This window comes from Pseudomonas sp. A (assembly GCF_056270345.1).
The window spans coordinates 4,702,637-4,721,979 of record NZ_CM149873.1; the positions used below are offsets into that span (position 1 = coordinate 4,702,637).

The following is a 19,343-nucleotide window of genomic DNA, read 5'->3' on the forward strand; positions in this document are numbered from 1 at the left end:
TCTGGCATGTACATGGTTGTCTCCCTTTCAACCCGCCAAGCCTCGACACTTGTCCGGTGCAAGTCAAGGAATGCCAAAGAAGCGATTGAAACAGTCTGCGACAAGGGCCGCGCCCTCGGCGTCGTTCAGGTGCAAGTGGTGGCCGCCCGGCAGGGTCACCCGCTCGAAGGGTAGCTGCTCCAGCAATTCCGTGTGGCGCGCCAGCATGCCGTCGGCGGCCACCACCAGGCAGGCCGGGCAGGCGATGCGTTTGACGAAGGCCATGGCCTGGTCCTGGTTCAGGCGGGTTGGCGAGGGCAAGGTGAGGCGGCTGTCGCTGCGCCAGCTGTAGCCGCCGGGCACCGGCATCAGGCCGCGCTGGGCCAGCAGTTCGGCAGCTTCGCGGCTGACCGCGACCATGCCCTTCATGCGCGCCTCGACGCCCGCCTCCAGGGTCGCGTACACCGATTTGCGCTTGCCCTCCAGGCGCAGTTGCGCCTGCAGCGCCAGCCCCAAGCGCTCGGCAGCGTCCTGTTCGCTGAGCGTCGGCGGAATCACCCCGTCGATCAGCGCCAGGTGGCTGACCCGCTCGGGCAAGGCCCCGGCCAGCTGTACCGAGATGATTGCGCCCAGCGAATGACCGAGCAGACCGAAGCGCTTCCAGCCCAGTTGTTCGGCAACCCGCAGCACGTCATGGGCGTAGTCCGCCAGGGCATAGCCGGCGCCGACCGGACGATGCTCGGAGTAGCCATGCCCGGCCAGGTCCAGGGCGACGATACGCAGCCCCTTCAGTTGCGGCGCCAGGCGAGCGAAGCTGTTGGCGTTGTCCAGCCAGCCATGCAGGGCGATCACCGGCAGGCCGTCGGCCGGGCCGAACAGGTGCGCGGCCAGCTCGATATGGCCCAGCGTCAGGCGGATCTCCTCGACCTGGGCGCTCATGCCTGGCTCCAGCGGTCGAACAGGCCCTTGATCAGGCCAGCGGTGTCGGTAGGCCGCTCCAGCGGGAACATATGCCCACCCGGCAGGCTGTGGTACTCGCCCTTGGCCATGGCGCGCACGGCCAGGGCGTGGTGTTTGCGGATCACCCGGCTCTGGGCGCCGCGTACCATCGCCAGCGGCACCTGCAACTGGCGTGGCCGGGCCGGGCTGACATGGGGAATGCTGCGGTAGATGCTGATCTCGGTGGCCGGGTCGAAGCGCAGGCGCAGGCCCTCCTCGCCCTGCTCCAGGCCATGTTCCAGGTAGGCTTCCAGGCAGTCCGGGTCGAAGTGGCGGAACAGGGTCTTGCCGGCGAAGTAGCGGCGGGCGCTGTCGCGGTCGGGAAATGCCTCGCGCCGGCCCAGGGTGCGCCCGGCCGGGGTGATGCGGTCGATGAAGCCCAGGCGCTTGGCGGCCTGGATCAGCCATTCATCGGCACGGGTCAGCACTGGCGAGTCGAGCATCACCAGCCCGCGGTAGAACTCCGGACGACGCAGCGCCGCATGCAGGTGCAGCACGCCGCCCAGAGAGTGGCCGACACCCCAGACCGGCGCCTCTTGCTGCTCGAGGTGATGCAGCAGTTCGTCCACCAGGTTCTGCCAGTTGTCGTTGACCGGAAAACGCGGGTCGTGGGCGTGCTGCGCCAGGTGATGCACCTCGTAGTCCGGCTCCAGGGCGGCGAACAGCTTGCCGTAGGTGGCCGAGGGGAAGCCGTTGGCGTGGGCGAAGAAGATCTGCTGCGACATGGCCGCCTGCTCTGCACGAGGGATGGATAGCCCATTGTCGGCAAGCCGGACCCTGGCGGCAACGTTCGGAAAGGTCATCGCCGGTGGCGATCAGGTCATTCAGCAGCGCTCGAGGCTGGCCAGCGAACGGTGCAGGCAGGCTTGCATGTAGCCCAGTTGCCACTCCAGGGCCTGGCGGCCCAGGCTGCAGTCGTTCTCATTGTCAGCCAAACGGCGCAGGGCCAGACAGCTGGTCTGCAGCAGGTGCGCCATGCGGATGCTGGCCTGGCGCAGTTGCTCGAACTCATGCTGGCCTTCGAACCGGCGTATCAGCTCATCAAGCTTGGCATCGGCGATGTCCTGCATCAGGCGATACTCGGCGAAATCCAGCCGACCATCGTCCGTCAGCTTGTCGAGCAGCCACTGCGGGTCGACCGAGCGCACCAGCGCCATGCGATAACGGCTCACTCACCACTCCCTGTGCCTGTCGGCCCCATGAATCATTCACCGCGCCACGCTACTTGGCCCACCCGCCAGCTGGCAACTGACAGAAATACCAGTTGCCAGGGCTCAGCCCAGCCCTTTCAAGGTCTTGATACTTGGCGTCCGGCTTGGACTTGCCGGGGCTGCTTTGCAGCCCTTTCGCGGCACAAGGCCGCTCCTACAGGCGACCGCGTGCTCTTGTAGGAGCGGCCTTGTGCCGCGAAAGGGTCGCAAAGCGACCCCGGCAATCCTGAGTTGGAGCGGTCATATCCAAAAAATCACAAAACCTTGAAAGGGCTGAGGGTTCAACCGGGATGACGCAGGCTACGCAGGGTCATCAGGCCGCCCAGCGGCCAATCCCCTTCCAGCTCCGCCAGGCTAGCCGTACTCAGCGGCGCCGGTTGCTGGCAGTGGCCGTGCTCGAGCAGGCCGACCAGGGTTCCCACCAGCGGCTGGTGGCTGACCAGCAGCACATGCTCGAGCCCCAGGCGCTCGACTTCGCCGATCACCTGCTGCACGTCGCTGTCTGGCGTCAGCCAGGGCACCGTGCGCACCGGTTCGGCAAAGCCCAGCGCGCCGTGCACCAGGGCGGCGGTCTGCTGGGCGCGCACGTAGGGGCTGGCGATGATCGCCTGCAACGGCTGGCCGAGTAGGTGCGCGGCGCTGCGCAGCACCTGCTCGCGACCGTGGCCGGTCAGGCGGCGCTCGGCGTCGCTGTTGGCCCGGGGTTCCGCCTCGCCGTGACGCAGCACCCAGAGCTTCACAGCTTGGGCTCCTCATCACGCACCGGGTGCGCTGCCGGGGTGACGGCATGCGGTGCCTCGCCTTCCGGGGTGCGCGGCGTCGGCCAGTCGGCGAACGGCCAGGGCTTCTGGTCGGAGTGGAAGGTGCCGAAGCGGCCGATCTGTGCCAGGTACTGGCTGAGGCTGTCGCCGAAGTTCATCAGGCTGGCGCTGGGCGCGCCGTAGATCAGCCGGTAGATCAGTTGCACCAGCACCAGGCCGCCAAGCAGCAGCTCGGCCAGTTGCCAGGCCACCAGGAATACCAGCATCCACAGCACCCGCAGGATGATCGACTCGCGCTGGGCGCGCTCGGGAGTATCGTTCATGGGTCGCTCCTTCAGTTGAAACCGCTGGTGGAAATGAAATCGACATCGGTCTTGGGTTCGGCACGCATCAGGTGCTCGATCACCTGGTTGAGCGTGCGCCCTTCAAACAGGATCGCGTGCAGGCCCGCCACCAGCGGCATGTACACGCCCACTTCCTGGGCCTTGGCCTTGAGCACCTTGAGCGTGTTGACGCCCTCGGCCACTTCGCCCAGGCGGCTGACCGCCTGCTCCAGGCTCAGGCCCTGGCCAAGGGCGTGGCCGACCTGGTAGTTGCGGCTCTTGGGCGAGGAGCAGGTGACGATCAGGTCGCCGACCCCGGCCAGCCCCAGGAAGGTCATGGGGTTGGCGCCCTGGCTCACGGCAAAGCGGGTCATCTCGGCCAGGGCGCGGGTGATCAGCATGCTCTTGGTGTTCTCGCCCATCCCCAAGGCCACGGCCATGCCGGCGATGATGGCGTACACGTTCTTCAGCGCGCCGCCCAGTTCGACGCCGAAACGGTCGGCACTGGCGTAGACGCGGAAGGTACGGCCATGCAGCACGGCCTGCACCTGCTGGCACAGCGCCTCGTCCTCGCTGGCGACCACGGTGGCGGTCAGCGCATGCTCGGCGATCTCGCGGGCAAGGTTAGGGCCCGACAGCACGCCGATGCGCGCCTGGGGGGCGATCTCTTCGAGGATCTGGCTCATCAGCTTGAAGGTGTGCGCCTCGATGCCCTTGGTCAGGCTGACCAGGCCCTTGCCACGCAGCAGTTCGGCATGGGGCGCGAGCACGCTGCGCAAGGCGCTGGAGGGCAAGGCAACGAAGATCAACGCGCTGCCCTGCAAGGTGGCGAGCAGGTCGTTGACCGGCTCGACGCCGTGGTGCAGGCGAATGCCCTTGAGGTAGCGCGGATTCTCGCGATCGACGCGCATCGCCTCGGCCTGCGCCGGATCGCGCATCCACTGGCGCACCGGATGGCCGTTTTCGGCCAAGAGGTTCGCCACGGCGGTGCCGAAGCTGCCGCCTCCAAGAACCGCAACAGGTTGCTGTTCAGTCATATCCAATCCGTTAACCAATAAAAGTAAGTGGCGACCGGGGCATTATACGGTGCCGTTGCGACAGAACCAGTGCGTATGCATCGCGGGGCAAGCCCGCTCCCACGCACCCGGACACAATCAAGAGAAAGTTCAGGTGGTGCGATGCGGCAATAGGCCATCCGTCGATCACTGGCAAAAGCCGTACGGTCGGTTAACATGCCTGATTCATTTGTGAAACAAGGCCGTTTCGTGTTCCCTGGCACGCCTCCCTATCCACGCCTGCTGTTGCTGACTGCCCTGCTAGGCGGCCCGGCCGTGGCCGACGACCTGTTCATCGACAACCAGGACCTGCCGCAGGTTCTGACCGCCACGCGCCTGAAACAATCCCCGGCGGCGGTCCCGGGCAGCATGACTGTGCTCGACAACGAGCTGATCCGCGCCAGCGGCGCCCGCGACATCCCCGAACTGCTGCGCCTGGTGCCAGGGATGATGATCGGCTACGGCGCCGGCAACCAGCCGACGGTCAACTACCATGGCAGCAATGTCAGCGACGCCCGGCGCATGCAGGTGCTGATCGACGGTCGATCGGTGTACCGCGCAGGCCTGGCCACGGTGGACTGGAGCGATATCCCGGTGGCGATCGAGGACATCGAGCGCATCGAGGTGTTCCGCGGCCCCAACACCGTCAGCTACGGCGCCAACGCGCTGATGGCGGTGGTCAACATCCTCACCCGCAACCCGGCCGACAGCCACGGCTCGCGGGTCAAGCTGACCCGTGGCCAGGATGGCATCAACGATTACTACGCGAGCCAGGGCTTTGGCTGGGACAGCGGCGACCTGCGCCTGTCGCTCTCCGGCCAGCAGGACGATGGCTTCGACCACGACCAGTTCGGTCGCGATTACCGCGACAGCCGCCGGCTCAACCGCGTCAACCTCAACGCCAGCCACACCCTGGCGCCGAACCAGACCCTGGAATGGCAACTGGCGGCCAAGGAAGGCAGCAACCAGCGGCCCTATACCTACCAGCCGGTGTTCGGCAACTACCGGGCCGGCGACAACGCCGACGTCAACGCCAAGGACTACGCAGGCTCGGTGCGCTGGAACCTCGACCTGAACCCCGAGCACAGCCTGTATGTGCAGGGCTCGGCCCAGCACTTCGACCGCCAGCAGGTGTGGCGCGCCTGCGATGCGGCGATCGCCTTCAGCCCGGAGCTGACCCGCCTGTGGCAGCTCGACCCGAACTTCGCCGAGAAGGTCGCGCGCAATCTGTTTACCGGCAACCTGCCCACCACCAGCAACCCCGAGCTCGGTTCGTTGATGGGCCAGGTACAAGACCAATGGGCCAACGGTGGCCGCAACACGATCTGCGGCGACGTCGACCAAAGCACCCGCGAGACCCGCTACGACCTGGAAATCCAGGACACCCTGAGCCTGACCGACAGCCTGCGCCTGGTCACCGGCATGAACTACCGCTACGACAAGGCCGACTCGCAGACCTACTTCAACGGCAGCATCGACGACCAGACCTGGCGCCTGTTCGGCCAGCTCGAGTGGCGCATCGACGAGCACTGGATCGTCCAGGGCGGGGCGATGCACGAGCACTCGCAGCTGTCGGGCAACTCGCTCACCCCGCGGGTGGCGGTGAACTACCTGATCACCCCGCGCCATGGCCTGCGCACGGTGTATTCCGAGGCGATCCGTTCGCCGGACATGTTCGAGAACAATGTCAACTGGAGCTACACCGTCAAGAACCTCACGCCCAACCGCTACGGCCTGCAGAACGGCGAATATTTCGTCAAGACCCGCGGCCCGGGCAACCTCGACCAGGAGCGCATGCGCTCGCGTGAGCTTGGCTACAACGGCTACTTCACCGACCTCGACCTGAGCATGGACGTGAAACTGTTCTACGACGAGATCACCGGGATGATCAGCGAACCGTTGAAGAACAACCAGTACATCGCCAGCAACGCCAACAAGGCCCGCTTCAGCGGCAGCGAGGCGCAGTTCGACTGGCACACCACCCAGCGCGACCGCCTGCGTCTGACCTACGCCTACGTCGACGCCTGGGCCAGCAACCCCAACGACCGGCGCCTGAGCGCCCGCAACAGCGGTTCGGCCGGCTGGCTGCGCGATTGGGGCGAAGGCTGGTCCAGCGCCCTCTTCTACTACGGTGACGACGCCCTCAATGGTTACCGTTACGAACGGGTCGACCTGCGCCTGGCCAAGCGTTTCAAAGTGCAAGGCAGCAACCTGGAGCTGGCCGCGTTGTGGCAGCAGCGCCTGGATGACGAGCCGATCACCCTGGAACAGAACCGTTACGACAGCCGCCACCGCCTGAGCGTCAGTGCGGAGCTGGAATTCTGATGGTCCGTCTGCTGCGCCTGTTGCTGCTGTGCCTCTGGCCCCTGGGATCGCTGTCCGCCAGCGAAATCCTGCTGGTCGGCGCCGAGGACCAGCCCGGCATCCGCAGCTTCGTCACGGCCCTGGAAAAACGTCGTCCCAACGACCAGGTGCGGTTCCAGACCGTCGAGCAGTTGCCAAGCCCGGCCAAGCTCAAGGCCGACACCCGCCTGATCCTCCTCGACACCTCGGCCCTGGAGTGGCGCCTGGCTGAATCCGTAGGGCCGGCGGCGCTGGCGTTGCGGGTCAGCCGGGTCCAGATCGAACAGCGCCTGGGCACCTCGCGCCCTGCCTACCTGACCCTGCTGTGGAGCGATCCGCCCCTGGCCCGGCAGCTGCGCCTGGCCCGCTACCTGTTGCCGCAGGCGCGGCGTATCGGCGTGCTCTATGGCGAACACAGCCGTTTCCTGCTCGACGAGTTGCGCCAGGCCGCCAGTGCACTGGGCCTGGAAATCGTCGCCCAGGACTGGCCCGATTTGCGCGACAGCCGTCCCCTGCAAGACCTGCTGGGCAACAGCGACGTACTGCTCGGCCTGGACGATCCCGACCTGTACAACTCCAAGTCGGCCAAGAACGTGCTGCTCAGCAGCTATGGCCGGCAGATGGCGCTGATCGGGCCGAACGTCGGCTTCGTCCGCGCCGGCGCCCTGGCCAGCACCTATAGCGACCAGGACGACTGGCTGGCGGTGCTCGGGCAACTGCTCGACCTGCCACCGGCCCGCTGGCCGCGCAGCCTCTACCCCGCGCACTTCGGTGTCAGCGGCAACCAGCAGGTGGCCCGCGCCCTGGGCCTGGAGGCGATCGACCCGGTCGCCGCCGCCCTGGCCCTTGCCGAAGGAACCTCCACCCCATGAGCAAGCGCCTGAGCTGGGACATCCACACCCGCACCCAGATCATCAGCCTGGGCCCGGCCCTGTTGCTGACCCTGCTGCTGATCAGCTTCTTCACCTTCGTGCGGATCCAGGACCTGCGCCAGGAACTCAACCACACCGGGCAACTGATCGCCAACCAGCTGGCACCGGCCTCGGAGTACGGCGTGATCTCGGGCAACAATGAAGTACTCGAGAGCCTGATGCGCGCCACCCTGAGCATTCCCCACGTGCGTTTCCTCGAGGTGCAGGACAGCCGCAACCATATCCTGGTGTACGTCGAGCAACCCGACGAAAGCCACAGCCGCGCCCAGCGCGTCGAGGTGTTCCAGGCGCCGATCCGCCTGCAGCAGATCCGCCTGGACAATGACTTCCTGCAGGGCAAGGCGCCGGCGCCAAACATCGGCGACGATTACCTCGGCCGGGTGATCGTCGGCATGTCCGACGACGCCTTCAGCCAGCGCCAGCAGGAGATCGTGATCAAGGCCGCGATCCTCGCCCTGTTCGCCCTGCTGTTCACCTTCCTGCTGGCCCGGCGCCTGGCCACCAGCCTGTCCAAGCCGATCAGCGACATGGGTCACGCGGTCCGGGCGATCCAGCAGGGCGACTTCAACGCGCCGCTGCCGGTGGTCGACGACAGCGAGCTGGGCCACCTGGCCCGGCACATCAACAACCTGGCCAGCGCCCTCGACCAGGCTGCCCACGAACAGCAGCAGGCCATGGGCCAGCTGATCCAGGCCCGCGAGGAAGCCGAGCAGGCCAACCGCGCCAAGTCGGACTTCCTGGCGATGATGAGCCACGAACTGCGCACGCCCATGAACGGCGTGCTGGGCATGCTGCAACTGCTGGAGACCACCGAGCTGACCAGCGAGCAGGCCGACTACACCGCGGTGGCCAGCGAGTCCACCGGCCACCTGCTCAAGGTGATCAACGACATCCTCGATTTCTCGCGGATCGAGCGCACCACCCTGGAGCTGGAACATATCGACTTCAACCTCGGCGAGCTGATCACCAGCAGCGTGCTGTCGTTCCAGCACAGCGCCCAGCAGCGCAACCTGGACCTGCGCCTGCAGCTGCCAGCGGGCATGAACTCGCTGCAGGTGGTGGGCGATCCGACGCGCATCCGCCAGATCCTGCTGAACCTGGTAGGCAATGCGCTGAAATTCACCGAGTGCGGCGAGGTGGCCATCGAGGCCCGCTGGCAGGTGCTCGACCGCCAGCTGATCTGGCTGACTTGCACCGTGCGCGACACTGGCATCGGCATCGACAGCAACCGCCTGGAGATGATGTTCGTGGCCTTCCAGCAGGCCGACAACACCATTTCCCGGCGCTACGGCGGCACCGGCCTGGGCCTGTCGATCGCCCGCACCCTGGCCGAGCGCATGGGCGGCCAGTTGCGCGGCGAGAGCCGCGAGGGGCTGGGCTCGACCTTCACCCTGGAAATGCCGCTGGCCCTGGCCAGCGCTCCTGCCACCTTGCCCGGCGCGACGCCCCAGGCCAGCACGATGGGCGAAGGCAGCGGGCGAGTCCTGCTGGTGGAAGACAACCCGGTCAACCAGAGCGTCATCGAGGCGATGCTGCGCAGCCTTGGTTTTGAGGTGAGCCTGGCCATGGACGGTGCCCAGGCGGTCGACCTAGTCGGCCAGCAGCGCTTTGCCGCGGTGCTGATGGATTGCCGCCTGCCGAATGTCGACGGCTACGAGGCGACCCGGCGCATCCGCCAGTTGCCGCGCACCGAGGGCCTGCCGATCATCGCCCTGACCGCCAGCGCGCTGCAGGGCGACCGCGAACGCTGCCTGGCCGCCGGAATGAACGATTACCTGAGCAAGCCGTTCAAACGCACGGATCTACAGCGCATCCTGCAGCGCTGGTTGCCGGGTCGGACAGCCGCGACTGGCGATAAATGCTAAAGTGCGGCAGTCTTAAGGACTGGACAGGACCGCCTCAGGGCCGGAAAATAACATTTCAGTGCACACCTGTACTTCTTTTGCCAGGTGCGCTGTGACTTTCACCACAACGCAATAGTCTACCTGTAGGCTGCCGCCTCGAATGCCAAGCGCTTTGGGCCGGCCGGGAAGATTCATCCCCTGCCGCAGGGGGTTATTGAGGAGCTCGCATGACCAAACAACACGCCTTTACTCGGGAAGACCTGCTGCGCTGCAGTCGCGGTGAGCTGTTCGGCCCCGGTAATGCGCAACTGCCCGCCCCGAACATGCTGATGGTCGATCGCATCACCCATATCAGCGAGGAAGGCGGCAAGTTCGGCAAAGGTGAATTGGTCGCCGAGCTGGATATCAATCCGGACCTGTGGTTCTTCGCCTGCCACTTCGAAGGCGATCCGGTGATGCCGGGCTGCCTGGGCCTGGACGCCATGTGGCAGCTGGTCGGTTTCTTCCTCGGCTGGCAGGGCCTGCCGGGCCGTGGCCGCGCCCTGGGTTCGGGCGAAGTGAAATTCTTCGGCCAGGTATTGCCTACCGCCAAGAAAGTCACCTACAACATTCATATCAAGCGCGTCCTGAAGGGCAAGCTGAACATGGCCATCGCCGATGGCTCGGTCAGCGTCGACGGTCGCGAGATCTACACCGCCGAAGGCCTGCGGGTCGGCGTGTTCACCTCCACTGACAATTTCTAAGGGTTATTCGCATGCGCCGCGTCGTGATCACTGGTCTGGGCATCGTATCGTGCCTGGGCAATGACAAAGCTACCGTCACCGAAAACCTGCGCAACAGCCGTCCGGGTATCCGTTACAACCCGGAATACAAGGAAATGGGGCTGCGTAGCCAGGTTTCCGGTTCCATCGACCTCAACCTCGAAGAGCTGATCGACCGCAAGGTCTATCGCTTCGTCGGCCACGCCGCGGCCTACGCCTACCTGGCGATGCAGGACGCGATCAAGGACTCGGGCCTGACCGAAGAGCAGGTTTCCAACCCGCGTACCGGCCTGGTTGCCGGCTCCGGCGGCGCTTCCACCCTGAACCAGATGGAAGCCCTGGACACCCTGCGCGAAAAAGGCGTCAAGCGCGTCGGCCCGTACCGCGTCACCCGCACCATGGGCAGCACCGTGTCGGCGTGCCTGGCCACTCCGTTCAAGATCAAGGGCATCAACTACTCGATCTCGTCGGCCTGCGCCACCTCCGCGCACTGCATCGGCACCGCCCTGGAGCAGATCCAGTGGGGCAAGCAGGACATCGTCTTCGCCGGTGGCGGTGAAGAAGAGCACTGGAGCCAGTCGTTCCTGTTCGACGCCATGGGCGCCCTGTCGACCAAGCGCAACGAAACCCCGGAACTGGCCTCGCGCGCCTACGATGCCGACCGTGACGGCTTCGTCATCGCCGGCGGCGGCGGCATGGTGGTGGTCGAGGAGCTCGAGCACGCCCTGGCCCGTGGCGCCAAGATCTACGCCGAGATCGTCGGCTACGGCGCCACTTCCGACGGCTACGACATGGTCGCCCCAAGCGGCGAAGGCGCGATCCGCTGCATGCAGCAGGCGCTGTCCACCGTCGACACCCCGATCGACTACCTGAACACCCACGGCACCTCCACCCCGGTCGGCGACGTCGCCGAAATGAAGGGCGTGCGTGAAGTGTTCGGCGACAAGGCACCGAAGATCAGCTCGACCAAGAGCCTGTCGGGCCACTCGCTGGGCGCCGCAGGCGTGCACGAGGCGATCTACTGCCTGCTGATGATGGAGAACAACTTCATCGCCGGCTCCGCCAACATCGACGAGCTGGACCCGGAGGTCGCCGACCTGCCGGTACTGCGCAAGACCGAAGAGAACGCCAAGATCGACACGGTCATGAGCAACAGCTTCGGCTTCGGCGGCACCAACGCCACCCTGGTGCTCAAGCGCTGGACTGGCAAGTGATCGCTTGATCTGCTGAACGAGAACGCCCGGACCTTGGTCCGGGCGTTTTTGTTTGTGCTGCCAGACGAAGCACGCCCACCTGTAGGAGCGGCCTTGTGCCGCGAAAGGGGCGCAAAGCGCCCCCGGCGATTCATCGGTGAGGCCAGTATCCTGGGGCCGCTTCGCGCCCCTTTCGCGGCACAAGGCCGCTCCTACAGAGGCGATGAGCGTCAGACAGAAAACCGCTGCACCAGGGTGTTCAGGTCCACCGCCAACCGCGACAGCGCCTGACTGGCGGCGGACGTTTCCTCGGCCCCGGCCGAGGACTGGTGCGCCAGGTCGCGGATGGTGGTCAGGTTGCGGTCCACCTCCCGCGCCACCTGGGCCTGCTGCTCCGAGGCACTGGCGATCACCAGGTTACGCTCGTTGATCTGGCCGATGGCCGCGGCGATCGCCTCCAGCGCCTGGCCGGCGGCATGGGCGCCATCCAGGGTCGAACGGGCCTGGGCGTCGCTGTGCTGCATGCCCTGCACGGCCCGCTCGGCGCCGCTGCGGATGGCGACGATCATCTGCTCGATCTCCTGGGTCGAGGACTGCGTGCGATGGGCCAGCGCCCGCACCTCGTCGGCGACCACCGCGAACCCGCGCCCGGCCTCGCCGGCCCGCGCCGCCTCGATGGCGGCGTTTAGCGCCAGCAGGTTGGTCTGCTCGGCGATCGAGCCGATCACATCCAGCACCTTGCTGATGTCGTGTACCTGCTGGGCCAGCTGCCCCACCTCTTCGGCATTACCCGCCACGCCATTGGCCAGCGCCTCGATGGCGGTGACCGTGGCCTGCACCTGCTCGCGCCCGCGACGGGCAATCTGGTCGGATTCGCGGGAAGCCTCCGAGGTGGCCACCGCATTGCTCGCCACCTCCTCCACCGCCGCCGTCATCTGGTTCACCGCGGTCGCGGCCTGCTCGATCTCCATGCTCTGCTGCTGCAGGCCACGGGTGGCGTCCTCGGTGACCGCGCTCAGTTCCTCGGAGGCCGAGGCCAGCTGGCTGGCCGAGTCGGAAATCCGCCCGATGGTCTCGCGCAAGCTCTGCTGCATGCTCTTGAGCGCCGCCAGCAGGCGCGCCGGCTCATCGTCGCCCTGCACGGTGATCTGCGGCGTCAGGTCGCCCGTCGCGACCGTCTCGGCCACCTTCAGCGACTGCCCGAGCGGCCGCACGATGCTACGGGTCAGGGCCAGGGCGAGCACCACGGTGAGGCTCAGGGCGATCACCAACAGCACGCCGACCCAGACCTTCGCGCCGTTGTACACGGCCTCGGCCAGGTCGGTGGCGGAGTTGGCCTGGTGGTTGTTCAGCTCGATCAGCTCGTTGAGCGTGGCGGTCATCTGGTCGGCCAGCTGGTTCATCTCGCCATTGACCAGCGCTGCCGCCGCCTGGACATGCCCATCGGTGGCCAACTGCACCACCTGCCCCTGCAAGATCATGTACTGGCGCTCGAGGACCTGGTAACGGTCGAACAAGGTCCGCTCCTCAGGCAGCACGATCAACCCATCGTAGTGGTTCTGGGCCTTGCTCAAGCCACCCTTGATCTCTTCGATGCGGGCACGGTTCTGCTGCTGGGCCGCCGGGTCGGTGTTGACCAGCAGGCGCAGGGTCAAGGCGCGGATGCGCAGCATGTCCTGGGTCATGCGGCCCACCGAGATCACGCTCGGCAGCCAGTTGTTGTCGACCTGCTCGGACTGCTGGCGCATGCTGGTCATCTGCTGCAGCGCGAAGCCGCCCAGCGCCACCACCAGCAGCGCCATGATGCCGAAACCCAGGCCCGCGCGCGGGGCGATATTCAAGCGTCTCAGGCTCATTTCCAGGATCCCTCCCAAAAGCGTTGTTCCGTCGCTTAATGAAGGTATCGGGCCGCCTGAAAATTGCGTAAGACGAAAAGGCGATATCAAAAAGCTATCTACTGCTAAAACGCGCTACTTCGCCGCTTTTGGCAGCAGATTGACAAAATTAGTCCGACTCACCTGCTCCGCCACCGCTGCCGGCAAGGCATCGAGGAAGGGGTTGAAACCGTGCATCTGCTCACCCAGGCTGTCAAACCGCCCCACCAGGTCGGAGCCGAGTACGAAACGCTGCGGGAAGCGCTTCACCAACGTCACCCAGTCCTGGCGCGGCACACCCTGCGAGTCGAGCAGGTAGGGCTTGAGGACGCTCCAGGACAGGTCGACATACAGGTTCGGGTAGTTCTCCAGCAGCCGGGTCAGCACCGGCAGGAGAAAATCCATCTGCTCCTGGTGGCGGTGGATCTCCAGGCTGCTGCCGGCGTGGGCCCAGATGAAGCGGGTATGCGGGTGGTTACGCAGCGGCTCCTCGATCTCGGCCAGGTACAGCGGGTTGCGCTCGCGCTTGGAGGTGATGTTCGAATGCAGCAGCACCGGCAAATCGCGCTCGGCGGCCAGGTGATAGATGCGGGTCATGGCTTCGTTGTTGGCCCGCGGCGTGTCGCCGCTGGTCAAGGCGGTGAGGTCGTCGTGGCGGGTGAATACTTCGCCGATGCCCTGCCACAGCCCCGGATAAAGCTCGAGCATGCGCTCGATATGGTTGACGGCGTTCTTGTCCACCGGATTGAAGCCGGTGAGGAACGGGTGGAAGCGACGGCGTTGCTGCGCTGGCAGCTTCTGCAACGCGTCGGCGACGTACAGGTCGGTGGCGCTGTACCAGTAGGCGTCGGCGTCATCTCCGGCGTAATAGCGCGGGCGCTTGGGCTCATCCTCATGCCACTTCTTGGCAACCGGGATGCCGGAAATCATCGACTGCTCAACCCCAGCTGCATCCATGGCCTTGAGCAGCGCCGGCATGCCCTCGGTTTCCTGGAAAAAGTCCACGTAGTGCAGGTGCGCGTCGCTGTAGCGGTAGTCGCGGGCCTGCGCGGTGTCGAACAGGCCTGCGCTCAGCAGCAGGCAAGCCAGTGTGCGGGCGATCATCGGAGCCTCCTTTGCCGGTCCCGCAAGAGTAGACCGGGCAGCGCCCGCGACGGTTCAGCCACGGGCGGCGAAACGCTATGCTTGCAGGCATCCCTCAAGGAGTGTCGCCATGAGCAGTCCCCTGGTCATCCGCCCACGCGCCGAATCGGTCGAGGGCCAGCCGATCCTGCGCCCGCTGCCCTCGGCGCAGTGCCGCAGCGTCGGCCCCTTCGTGTTCTTCGACCATATGCTGGAAACCGACTACGCGCCGGGCCATGGCATGGACATTCGCCAGCACCCGCATATCGGTCTGTCCACCCTCACCTACCTGTTCGAGGGTGAAATCCAGCACAAGGACAGCCTGGGTTCGGACCAGCGCGTGGGCCCCGGGGACGTCAGTTGGATGACTGCCGGGGCGGGTGTGGCGCATGTCGAGCGCACGCCAGCCGATCTGCTGGCCAAGGGTTCAAGACTGCACGGGCTGCAGGTCTGGCTGGCGTCGCCACGCGAGCACGAGCAGGGTAGGCCGAGCTACAGCCATCATCCGGCGGCGAGCCTGCCGGTCAGTGACAGCCTGGGCGTGCAGATCCGCATGATTGCCGGCAATGGTTTTTGCCTGGAGTCGCCAGTGCCGGTGCTCTCCCCTACCCTGTATGCCCACGTGCACATGCAATCGGCCACGACGCTGGTGGTGCCCGATGAACATGCGCAGCGAGCATTGTATCTACTGGACGGTGAGCTATTCATCAACGGCGAGCAGGTCGAGGCTTGCAGCATGATCGTACTGCAGGAAGGGGAAGAGGTGACGCTGTATGCCGAAGAAGAATGCCAGTTGGTGCTGATTGGCGGCGAGCCGCTGGATGGGCCGCGGCGGATGAACTGGAATTTTGTGGCCAGTGATGCGGAGCTGATCGAGCAAGCGCGGACTAATTGGGCTGCGGAGGATTGGCCGAGGGTGCCGGGGGAAACTTCGAGAATCGAGCTGCCTCGCTGAATTAGGGCTGCGTTGCAGCCCTTTCGCGGCACAAGGCCGCTCCTACAGAAATACGCGCCCCCTGTAGGAGCGGCCTTGTGCCGCGAAGCGTCCCCCTGCGGTATCAGCGCTGGAACACTTCCTTGAGCAGGTTATGCATCGCGCGGAACGCCCGCTCCGACGTACGCCGGTCATACTGCATCTTGCCCGGAACATTGGCATTCGGGTCGGTGAACGAGTGCACCGCACCGCCGTAGCTGAGCAACTGCCAGTCGACTTTAGCGGCGTTCATCTCCTCCTCAAAGGCCGGTAGCTGCTCTTTGGGCACCAGCGGGTCGGAGGCGCCATGAAGGACCAGCACCGAGCCTTTGATACGCTTGGCATCCTCGGGGTTTGGCGTATCCAGGGTGCCATGGAATGAAACAGCGGCCTTCAGGTCGGCACCGGTGCGGGCCAGCTCCAGGGCACAACAGCCGCCGAAGCAGAAGCCGAAGGTAGCCACCTTGCCGGGCTCCAGCAAGGCCTTCGATTGCCCCACCAGTTGCGCCAGCGCCTCCTGCATGCGCTTGCGCAGCTCGGCGCGATCGTTCTTCAGCGGCATCATCGCCGCGCCCGCCTCGTCGGCATTGGACGGACGTACCGACTGGCCGTACAGGTCGGCGATCAGCACCACATAGCCTTGCTCGGCCACTTCCCTGGCGATACGTTCGGCGCCCTCGCCGATACCCATCCAGTTCGGCGCCATCACCAGCCCCGGCTGCGGCAGCGCGCCCTGGGTGTAAACCAGACGGCTTTCGTAAGCTTTGCCTGACAGGTGATAGACCAGCGATTCGACGATGACCTTGCTCATTCAGCTCTCCTTGGGCTTCACGGGTCAGCACATGATAGATGTATTCGTGGGAGCGGGCTTGCCCCCGCCAGAAATGAAAAAGCCCGCCGAAGCGGGCTTTGTCTGCGTCAGATCAAGCGGACAGCTCGACCAGCAGCTTGTTGAGGCGACGCACATAGGCCGCCGGATCCTTCAGGCTGTCGCCGGCCGCCAGGGCCGCCTGGTCGAACAGGATGTGCGAAAGCTCGGCGAAGCGATCTTCGCTCTGCTCGCCATCGAGCTTCTCGATCAGCGGGTGGGTCGGGTTGAACTCGAAGATCGGCTTGGACTCCGGCACCTTCTGCCCGCTGGCTTCGAGGATCTGGCGCATCTGCAGGCCCAGGTCCTGTTCGCCGATGGCCAGGATTGCCGGCGAGTCGGTCAGGCGGTGCGAGACACGCACCTCCGCCACGCTGTCACCCAGCGCGCCCTTGAGGCGCTCGACCAGGCCTTCCTTGTCCTTGGCGACTTCTTCCTGGGCCTTCTTGTCCTCTTCGGAGTCCAGCTTGCCCAGGTCCAGGTCGCCACGGGCGACGTCGACGAAGGCCTTGCCATCGAACTCGCTGAGGTAGCTCATCAGCCATTCGTCGATGCGATCGGTCAGCAGCAGCACTTCGATGCCTTTCTTGCGGAAGACTTCCAGGTGCGGGCTGTTCTTGACCTGGGCGTAGGACTCGCCGGTGAGGAAGTAGATCTTGTCCTGGCCTTCCTTGGCGCGGGCCAGGTAGTCGGCCAGGGCAACGCTCTGCTCGCCGCTGTCGTCATGGGTGGAGGCAAAGCGCAGCAGGCTGGCGATCTTCTCCTTGTTGGCGAAGTCCTCGGCCGGGCCTTCCTTCAGCACCTGGCCGAAGTTCTTCCAGAAGCCCTTGTACTGCTCGGGCTCGTTCTTCGCCAGCTTCTCCAGCATGTCCAGGACGCGCTTGGTCAGCGCGGTCTTCATCGAATCGATGATCGGATCCTTCTGCAGGATCTCGCGGGAAACGTTCAGCGACAGGTCGTTGGAGTCGACCACGCCCTTGATGAAGCGCAGGTACAGCGGCAGGAACGACTCGGCCTGGTCCATGATGAACACGCGCTGCACGTACAGCTTCAGGCCGCGTGGCGCTTCGCGCTGGTACAGGTCGAACGGCGCGCGGGCCGGCACGTACAGCAGCGAGTTGTATTCGAGCTTGCCTTCGACCTTGTTGTGGGTCCAGGCCAGCGGGTTTTCGAAGTCATGGCCGATGTGCTTGTAGAACTCCTGGTATTCCTCGTCCTTGATCTCGGTACGCGGGCGGGTCCACAAGGCGCTGGCGCGGTTGACGGTTTCCCACTCCTGCGCCGGCTGTTCTTCACCTTCGGCGGCCGCTGCCTGCTCTTTCGGCAGCTCGATCGGCAAGGCGATGTGATCGGAGTATTTCTTGATGATGTTGCGCAGGCGCCAGCCATCGGCGAACTCGTCCTCGCCCTTCTTCAGGTGCAGGACAATGCGGGTGCCGCGCTCTGGCTTGTCGACCGTGGCAACTTCGAAGTCGCCCTCGCCCTTGGACGACCAGTGCACGCCTTCGGCGGCCGGCAGCCCGGCGCGACGGCTGAACACATCAACCTTGTCGGCGACGATGAACGCGGAGTAGAAGCCCACGCCGAACTGACCGATCAGGTGCGAGTCCTTCTTCTGGTCACCGGTGAGGTTCTTCATGAAGTCGGCAGTGCCGGACTTGGCGATGGTGCCCAGGTGGGCGATGACGTCTTCGCGGCTCATGCCGATACCGTTGTCCTCGAGGGTCACGGTATTGGCGGCCTTGTCGAAGCTCACGCGGATCTTCAGCTCGGCGCCGCCTTCGAGCAGCTCAGGCTTGGCCAGGGCCTCGAAACGCAGCTTGTCGACGGCGTCGGAGGCGTTGGAGACCAGCTCGCGCAGGAAGATCTCCTTGTTCGAATACAGGGAATGGATCATGAGGTGCAGCAGCTGCTTTACCTCGGTCTGGAAGCCCAGGGTTTGTTTTTGAGTCTCCACACTCATGGTCTTCAAAACTCCAATCTGTTGGTTGTTGGCGCCTGGCGGCCGTCTGGCCTGCTTTTGATGGCGGATGTCCAACAGATGGGGGCAGCCCCGACTATTTCAAGGGCTTTTCCGGTTCGATCTTGAAATGCGCGCGCGCCGTGGCGATCGGCGTGTCGCGATCGCCCTGCCAGGCGGTGATCGCCACGTTGGTCACCCGCCGCCCCTGGCGCCACAGCTGGCACTGGGCATAGGTGTCGCGAAAATGCCCGGCGCGCAGGTAGTCGATGGAGAAATCGATGATCTTCGGAATACTCGCGCTCTCGCTGTAGATCAGCAGGTAGAGCGCCGCGGACAGCTCCATGAACCCGGCGATGACGCCACCATGGATCGCCGGCAGCAACGGATTGCCGATGTTGTCGGGGTTGGCCGGCAGGCGGAACAGCAGGTCGTCGCCCTGGCGCTCGCATTCGATGCCGATCAGCCCGGCATACGGGATCAACGCCAGCAGGGGCTGGTAGTCGCCGCGGGCATGGGCCTGGTTCAGCTGTTGACGGATATCGGCAGGAATCACGCGCGGCCCTCCTTGAGGCTGTTGCCGAAGCGGATACCACCCTTGACGTCCTGCCCCAGGCGCATGAAGGTGCCGACCACCTGGCAGATCGGTTGCGCAGGGTCATCCTGGTAGGCGGTGCCACGGGTAAAGATGACATCGCGGGTTACCCGGTAGCACTGGGCGTAACCGTAGATATCCTTGCCCGCCTCGGCCGGGTGCATGTAGTCGATGCGCAGGTCCAGGGTCGGGCACACTTCGAAACGGGGCAGCGCGCAGAGCGTGGCCATGCCGCAGGTGGTGTCCATCAGCGTGGTCAGCACGCCGCCATGCACCGCGCCGTTCTGCGGATTGCCGACAATCGCCGGCTGCCAGGGCAGCACCAGCGTCATGCCATCGGCATCGGCGTGGTGCACGCGCATCTGCAATACCTGGCAATGTTTCAGCGCCGAGAGAAAACGCTCGGCCATCGCCATCAACGGCGTCTCGTTCATTGTCCCTCGCTGCATAAAATGGATAAAAAGTCTATATAGGTCGGGCAGTTATATATCTGTAACCTTTGTGGAACTTATTCGTACCCGGCGAACTCGAAGGTACAAGTAAAGTTATT

18 protein-coding genes and 1 pseudogene are annotated in these 19,343 nt (G+C 65.1%); 6 read left to right on the forward strand and 13 right to left on the reverse strand.

The window, feature by feature from the left end:
* Positions 1 to 63 precede the first annotated feature (63 nt).
* The 6 genes from AC0MAZ_RS21080 to AC0MAZ_RS21105 all read right to left on the reverse strand — a co-directional run bounded on the left by AC0MAZ_RS21080 (position 64) and on the right by AC0MAZ_RS21105 (position 4,310).
* Positions 64 to 918 carry an alpha/beta hydrolase gene (locus AC0MAZ_RS21080; RefSeq protein WP_203651833.1) on the reverse strand — a complete coding sequence of 285 codons (855 nt, stop codon included), beginning with the start codon at positions 916 to 918 and terminating at the stop codon, positions 64 to 66.
* A complete protein-coding gene (locus tag AC0MAZ_RS21085; protein WP_475859053.1) occupies positions 915 to 1,703 on the reverse strand; it encodes an alpha/beta fold hydrolase in 789 nt (262 codons plus the stop codon). The genes AC0MAZ_RS21080 and AC0MAZ_RS21085 overlap by 4 nt, the downstream gene beginning before the upstream one ends.
* A gap of 99 nt (positions 1,704 to 1,802) precedes the next feature.
* The gene (locus AC0MAZ_RS21090; protein WP_203651830.1) at positions 1,803 to 2,150 is read right to left on the reverse strand and encodes a hypothetical protein; all 348 of its coding nucleotides are present in this window, start codon (positions 2,148 to 2,150) and stop codon (positions 1,803 to 1,805) included.
* A 320-nt stretch (positions 2,151 to 2,470) separates the two neighbouring features.
* Positions 2,471 to 2,929 (reverse strand): phosphohistidine phosphatase SixA, encoded by a 459-nt coding sequence (sixA, locus tag AC0MAZ_RS21095; RefSeq protein WP_475859055.1) that lies wholly within the window; start codon positions 2,927 to 2,929, stop codon positions 2,471 to 2,473.
* The gene (locus tag AC0MAZ_RS21100) at positions 2,926 to 3,273 is read right to left on the reverse strand and encodes a DUF4389 domain-containing protein (RefSeq protein ID WP_203651828.1); all 348 of its coding nucleotides are present in this window, start codon (positions 3,271 to 3,273) and stop codon (positions 2,926 to 2,928) included. The genes sixA and AC0MAZ_RS21100 overlap by 4 nt, the downstream gene beginning before the upstream one ends.
* Before the next feature lie 11 nt (positions 3,274 to 3,284).
* A complete protein-coding gene (locus AC0MAZ_RS21105; RefSeq protein ID WP_475859058.1) occupies positions 3,285 to 4,310 on the reverse strand; it encodes an NAD(P)H-dependent glycerol-3-phosphate dehydrogenase in 1,026 nt (341 codons plus the stop codon).
* Positions 4,311 to 4,505: 195 nt separating this feature from the next.
* Between AC0MAZ_RS21105 and AC0MAZ_RS21110 the strand changes: the two genes are divergently transcribed.
* From AC0MAZ_RS21110 to fabB, 5 genes are all read left to right on the forward strand, one after another.
* Complete coding sequence (locus tag AC0MAZ_RS21110) at positions 4,506 to 6,653, forward strand: TonB-dependent receptor plug domain-containing protein (protein ID WP_475859059.1); 2,148 nt, start codon at positions 4,506 to 4,508, stop codon at positions 6,651 to 6,653.
* Positions 6,653 to 7,543 carry an ABC transporter substrate-binding protein gene (locus AC0MAZ_RS21115; RefSeq protein ID WP_232856376.1) on the forward strand — a complete coding sequence of 297 codons (891 nt, stop codon included), beginning with the start codon at positions 6,653 to 6,655 and terminating at the stop codon, positions 7,541 to 7,543. Before AC0MAZ_RS21110 ends, AC0MAZ_RS21115 begins: the two co-directional genes overlap by 1 nt.
* Positions 7,540 to 9,468: a response regulator gene (locus tag AC0MAZ_RS21120; RefSeq protein WP_475859061.1), complete on the forward strand. Its 1,929-nt coding sequence runs from the start codon at positions 7,540 to 7,542 to the stop codon at positions 9,466 to 9,468. The genes AC0MAZ_RS21115 and AC0MAZ_RS21120 overlap by 4 nt, the downstream gene beginning before the upstream one ends.
* Positions 9,469 to 9,674: 206 nt before the next feature.
* The gene (gene fabA, locus AC0MAZ_RS21125) at positions 9,675 to 10,190 is read left to right on the forward strand and encodes a 3-hydroxyacyl-[acyl-carrier-protein] dehydratase FabA (protein ID WP_102684717.1); all 516 of its coding nucleotides are present in this window, start codon (positions 9,675 to 9,677) and stop codon (positions 10,188 to 10,190) included.
* A gap of 11 nt (positions 10,191 to 10,201) precedes the next feature.
* Positions 10,202 to 11,422, forward strand: a complete 1,221-nt coding sequence (fabB, locus tag AC0MAZ_RS21130; protein ID WP_050706509.1) for a beta-ketoacyl-ACP synthase I — start codon at positions 10,202 to 10,204, stop codon at positions 11,420 to 11,422.
* Positions 11,423 to 11,631: 209 nt separating this feature from the next.
* Here fabB and AC0MAZ_RS21135 read toward each other — a convergent pair whose 3' ends face one another.
* From AC0MAZ_RS21135 to AC0MAZ_RS21145, 3 genes and pseudogenes are all read right to left on the reverse strand, one after another.
* Positions 11,632 to 12,495, reverse strand: coding sequence for a methyl-accepting chemotaxis protein (locus AC0MAZ_RS21135; RefSeq protein WP_420713669.1), 864 nt, complete (start codon positions 12,493 to 12,495; stop codon positions 11,632 to 11,634).
* Positions 12,496 to 12,534: 39 nt separating this feature from the next.
* Positions 12,535 to 13,257 (reverse strand): annotated as a pseudogene (locus AC0MAZ_RS21140) (MCP four helix bundle domain-containing protein); the annotation flags it as partial.
* Positions 13,258 to 13,371: 114 nt separating this feature from the next.
* A complete protein-coding gene (locus tag AC0MAZ_RS21145; RefSeq protein ID WP_475859064.1) occupies positions 13,372 to 14,379 on the reverse strand; it encodes an amidohydrolase family protein in 1,008 nt (335 codons plus the stop codon).
* 109 nt (positions 14,380 to 14,488) lie between these two features.
* Here AC0MAZ_RS21145 and AC0MAZ_RS21150 point away from each other — a divergent pair, with 109 nt between their 5' ends.
* Positions 14,489 to 15,352, forward strand: coding sequence for a pirin family protein (locus tag AC0MAZ_RS21150; protein ID WP_475859065.1), 864 nt, complete (start codon positions 14,489 to 14,491; stop codon positions 15,350 to 15,352).
* 103 nt (positions 15,353 to 15,455) lie between these two features.
* Here the strand turns inward: AC0MAZ_RS21150 and AC0MAZ_RS21155 are convergent, their stop codons facing one another.
* The 4 genes from AC0MAZ_RS21155 to AC0MAZ_RS21170 form a co-directional block, all read right to left on the reverse strand.
* The gene (locus tag AC0MAZ_RS21155; RefSeq protein ID WP_110739484.1) at positions 15,456 to 16,181 is read right to left on the reverse strand and encodes a dienelactone hydrolase family protein; all 726 of its coding nucleotides are present in this window, start codon (positions 16,179 to 16,181) and stop codon (positions 15,456 to 15,458) included.
* Between the two features lie 112 nt (positions 16,182 to 16,293).
* Complete coding sequence (gene htpG / locus AC0MAZ_RS21160) at positions 16,294 to 18,201, reverse strand: molecular chaperone HtpG (RefSeq protein ID WP_234560546.1); 1,908 nt, start codon at positions 18,199 to 18,201, stop codon at positions 16,294 to 16,296.
* Positions 18,202 to 18,295: 94 nt separating this feature from the next.
* Complete coding sequence (locus tag AC0MAZ_RS21165) at positions 18,296 to 18,754, reverse strand: PaaI family thioesterase (protein ID WP_050706515.1); 459 nt, start codon at positions 18,752 to 18,754, stop codon at positions 18,296 to 18,298.
* Entirely contained in the window at positions 18,751 to 19,227 is a 477-nt protein-coding gene (locus AC0MAZ_RS21170) for a PaaI family thioesterase (RefSeq protein ID WP_254465237.1), read from the reverse strand. Before AC0MAZ_RS21170 ends, AC0MAZ_RS21165 begins: the two co-directional genes overlap by 4 nt.
* Positions 19,228 to 19,343 lie beyond the last annotated feature (116 nt).

What these genes read in the sequence shown, in the direction of transcription:
- AC0MAZ_RS21080 (WP_203651833.1), bottom strand. Translation starts at nt 918, where the DNA reads ATGAGCGCCCAGGTCGAGGAGATCCGCCTGACGCTGGGCCATATCGAG.
- AC0MAZ_RS21085 (WP_475859053.1), bottom strand. Translation starts at nt 1,703, where the DNA reads ATGTCGCAGCAGATCTTCTTCGCCCACGCCAACGGCTTCCCCTCGGCC.
- AC0MAZ_RS21100 (WP_203651828.1), bottom strand. Translation starts at nt 3,273, where the DNA reads ATGAACGATACTCCCGAGCGCGCCCAGCGCGAGTCGATCATCCTGCGG.
- AC0MAZ_RS21105 (WP_475859058.1), bottom strand. Translation starts at nt 4,310, where the DNA reads ATGACTGAACAGCAACCTGTTGCGGTTCTTGGAGGCGGCAGCTTCGGC.
- AC0MAZ_RS21110 (WP_475859059.1), top strand. Translation starts at nt 4,506, where the DNA reads ATGCCTGATTCATTTGTGAAACAAGGCCGTTTCGTGTTCCCTGGCACG.
- AC0MAZ_RS21115 (WP_232856376.1), top strand. Translation starts at nt 6,653, where the DNA reads ATGGTCCGTCTGCTGCGCCTGTTGCTGCTGTGCCTCTGGCCCCTGGGA.
- AC0MAZ_RS21120 (WP_475859061.1), top strand. Translation starts at nt 7,540, where the DNA reads ATGAGCAAGCGCCTGAGCTGGGACATCCACACCCGCACCCAGATCATC.
- fabA (WP_102684717.1), top strand. Translation starts at nt 9,675, where the DNA reads ATGACCAAACAACACGCCTTTACTCGGGAAGACCTGCTGCGCTGCAGT.
- fabB (WP_050706509.1), top strand. Translation starts at nt 10,202, where the DNA reads ATGCGCCGCGTCGTGATCACTGGTCTGGGCATCGTATCGTGCCTGGGC.
- AC0MAZ_RS21135 (WP_420713669.1), bottom strand. Translation starts at nt 12,495, where the DNA reads ATGCAGCAGAGCTTGCGCGAGACCATCGGGCGGATTTCCGACTCGGCC.
- AC0MAZ_RS21145 (WP_475859064.1), bottom strand. Translation starts at nt 14,379, where the DNA reads ATGATCGCCCGCACACTGGCTTGCCTGCTGCTGAGCGCAGGCCTGTTC.
- AC0MAZ_RS21150 (WP_475859065.1), top strand. Translation starts at nt 14,489, where the DNA reads ATGAGCAGTCCCCTGGTCATCCGCCCACGCGCCGAATCGGTCGAGGGC.
- AC0MAZ_RS21155 (WP_110739484.1), bottom strand. Translation starts at nt 16,181, where the DNA reads ATGAGCAAGGTCATCGTCGAATCGCTGGTCTATCACCTGTCAGGCAAA.
- htpG (WP_234560546.1), bottom strand. Translation starts at nt 18,201, where the DNA reads ATGAGTGTGGAGACTCAAAAACAAACCCTGGGCTTCCAGACCGAGGTA.
- AC0MAZ_RS21170 (WP_254465237.1), bottom strand. Translation starts at nt 19,227, where the DNA reads ATGAACGAGACGCCGTTGATGGCGATGGCCGAGCGTTTTCTCTCGGCG.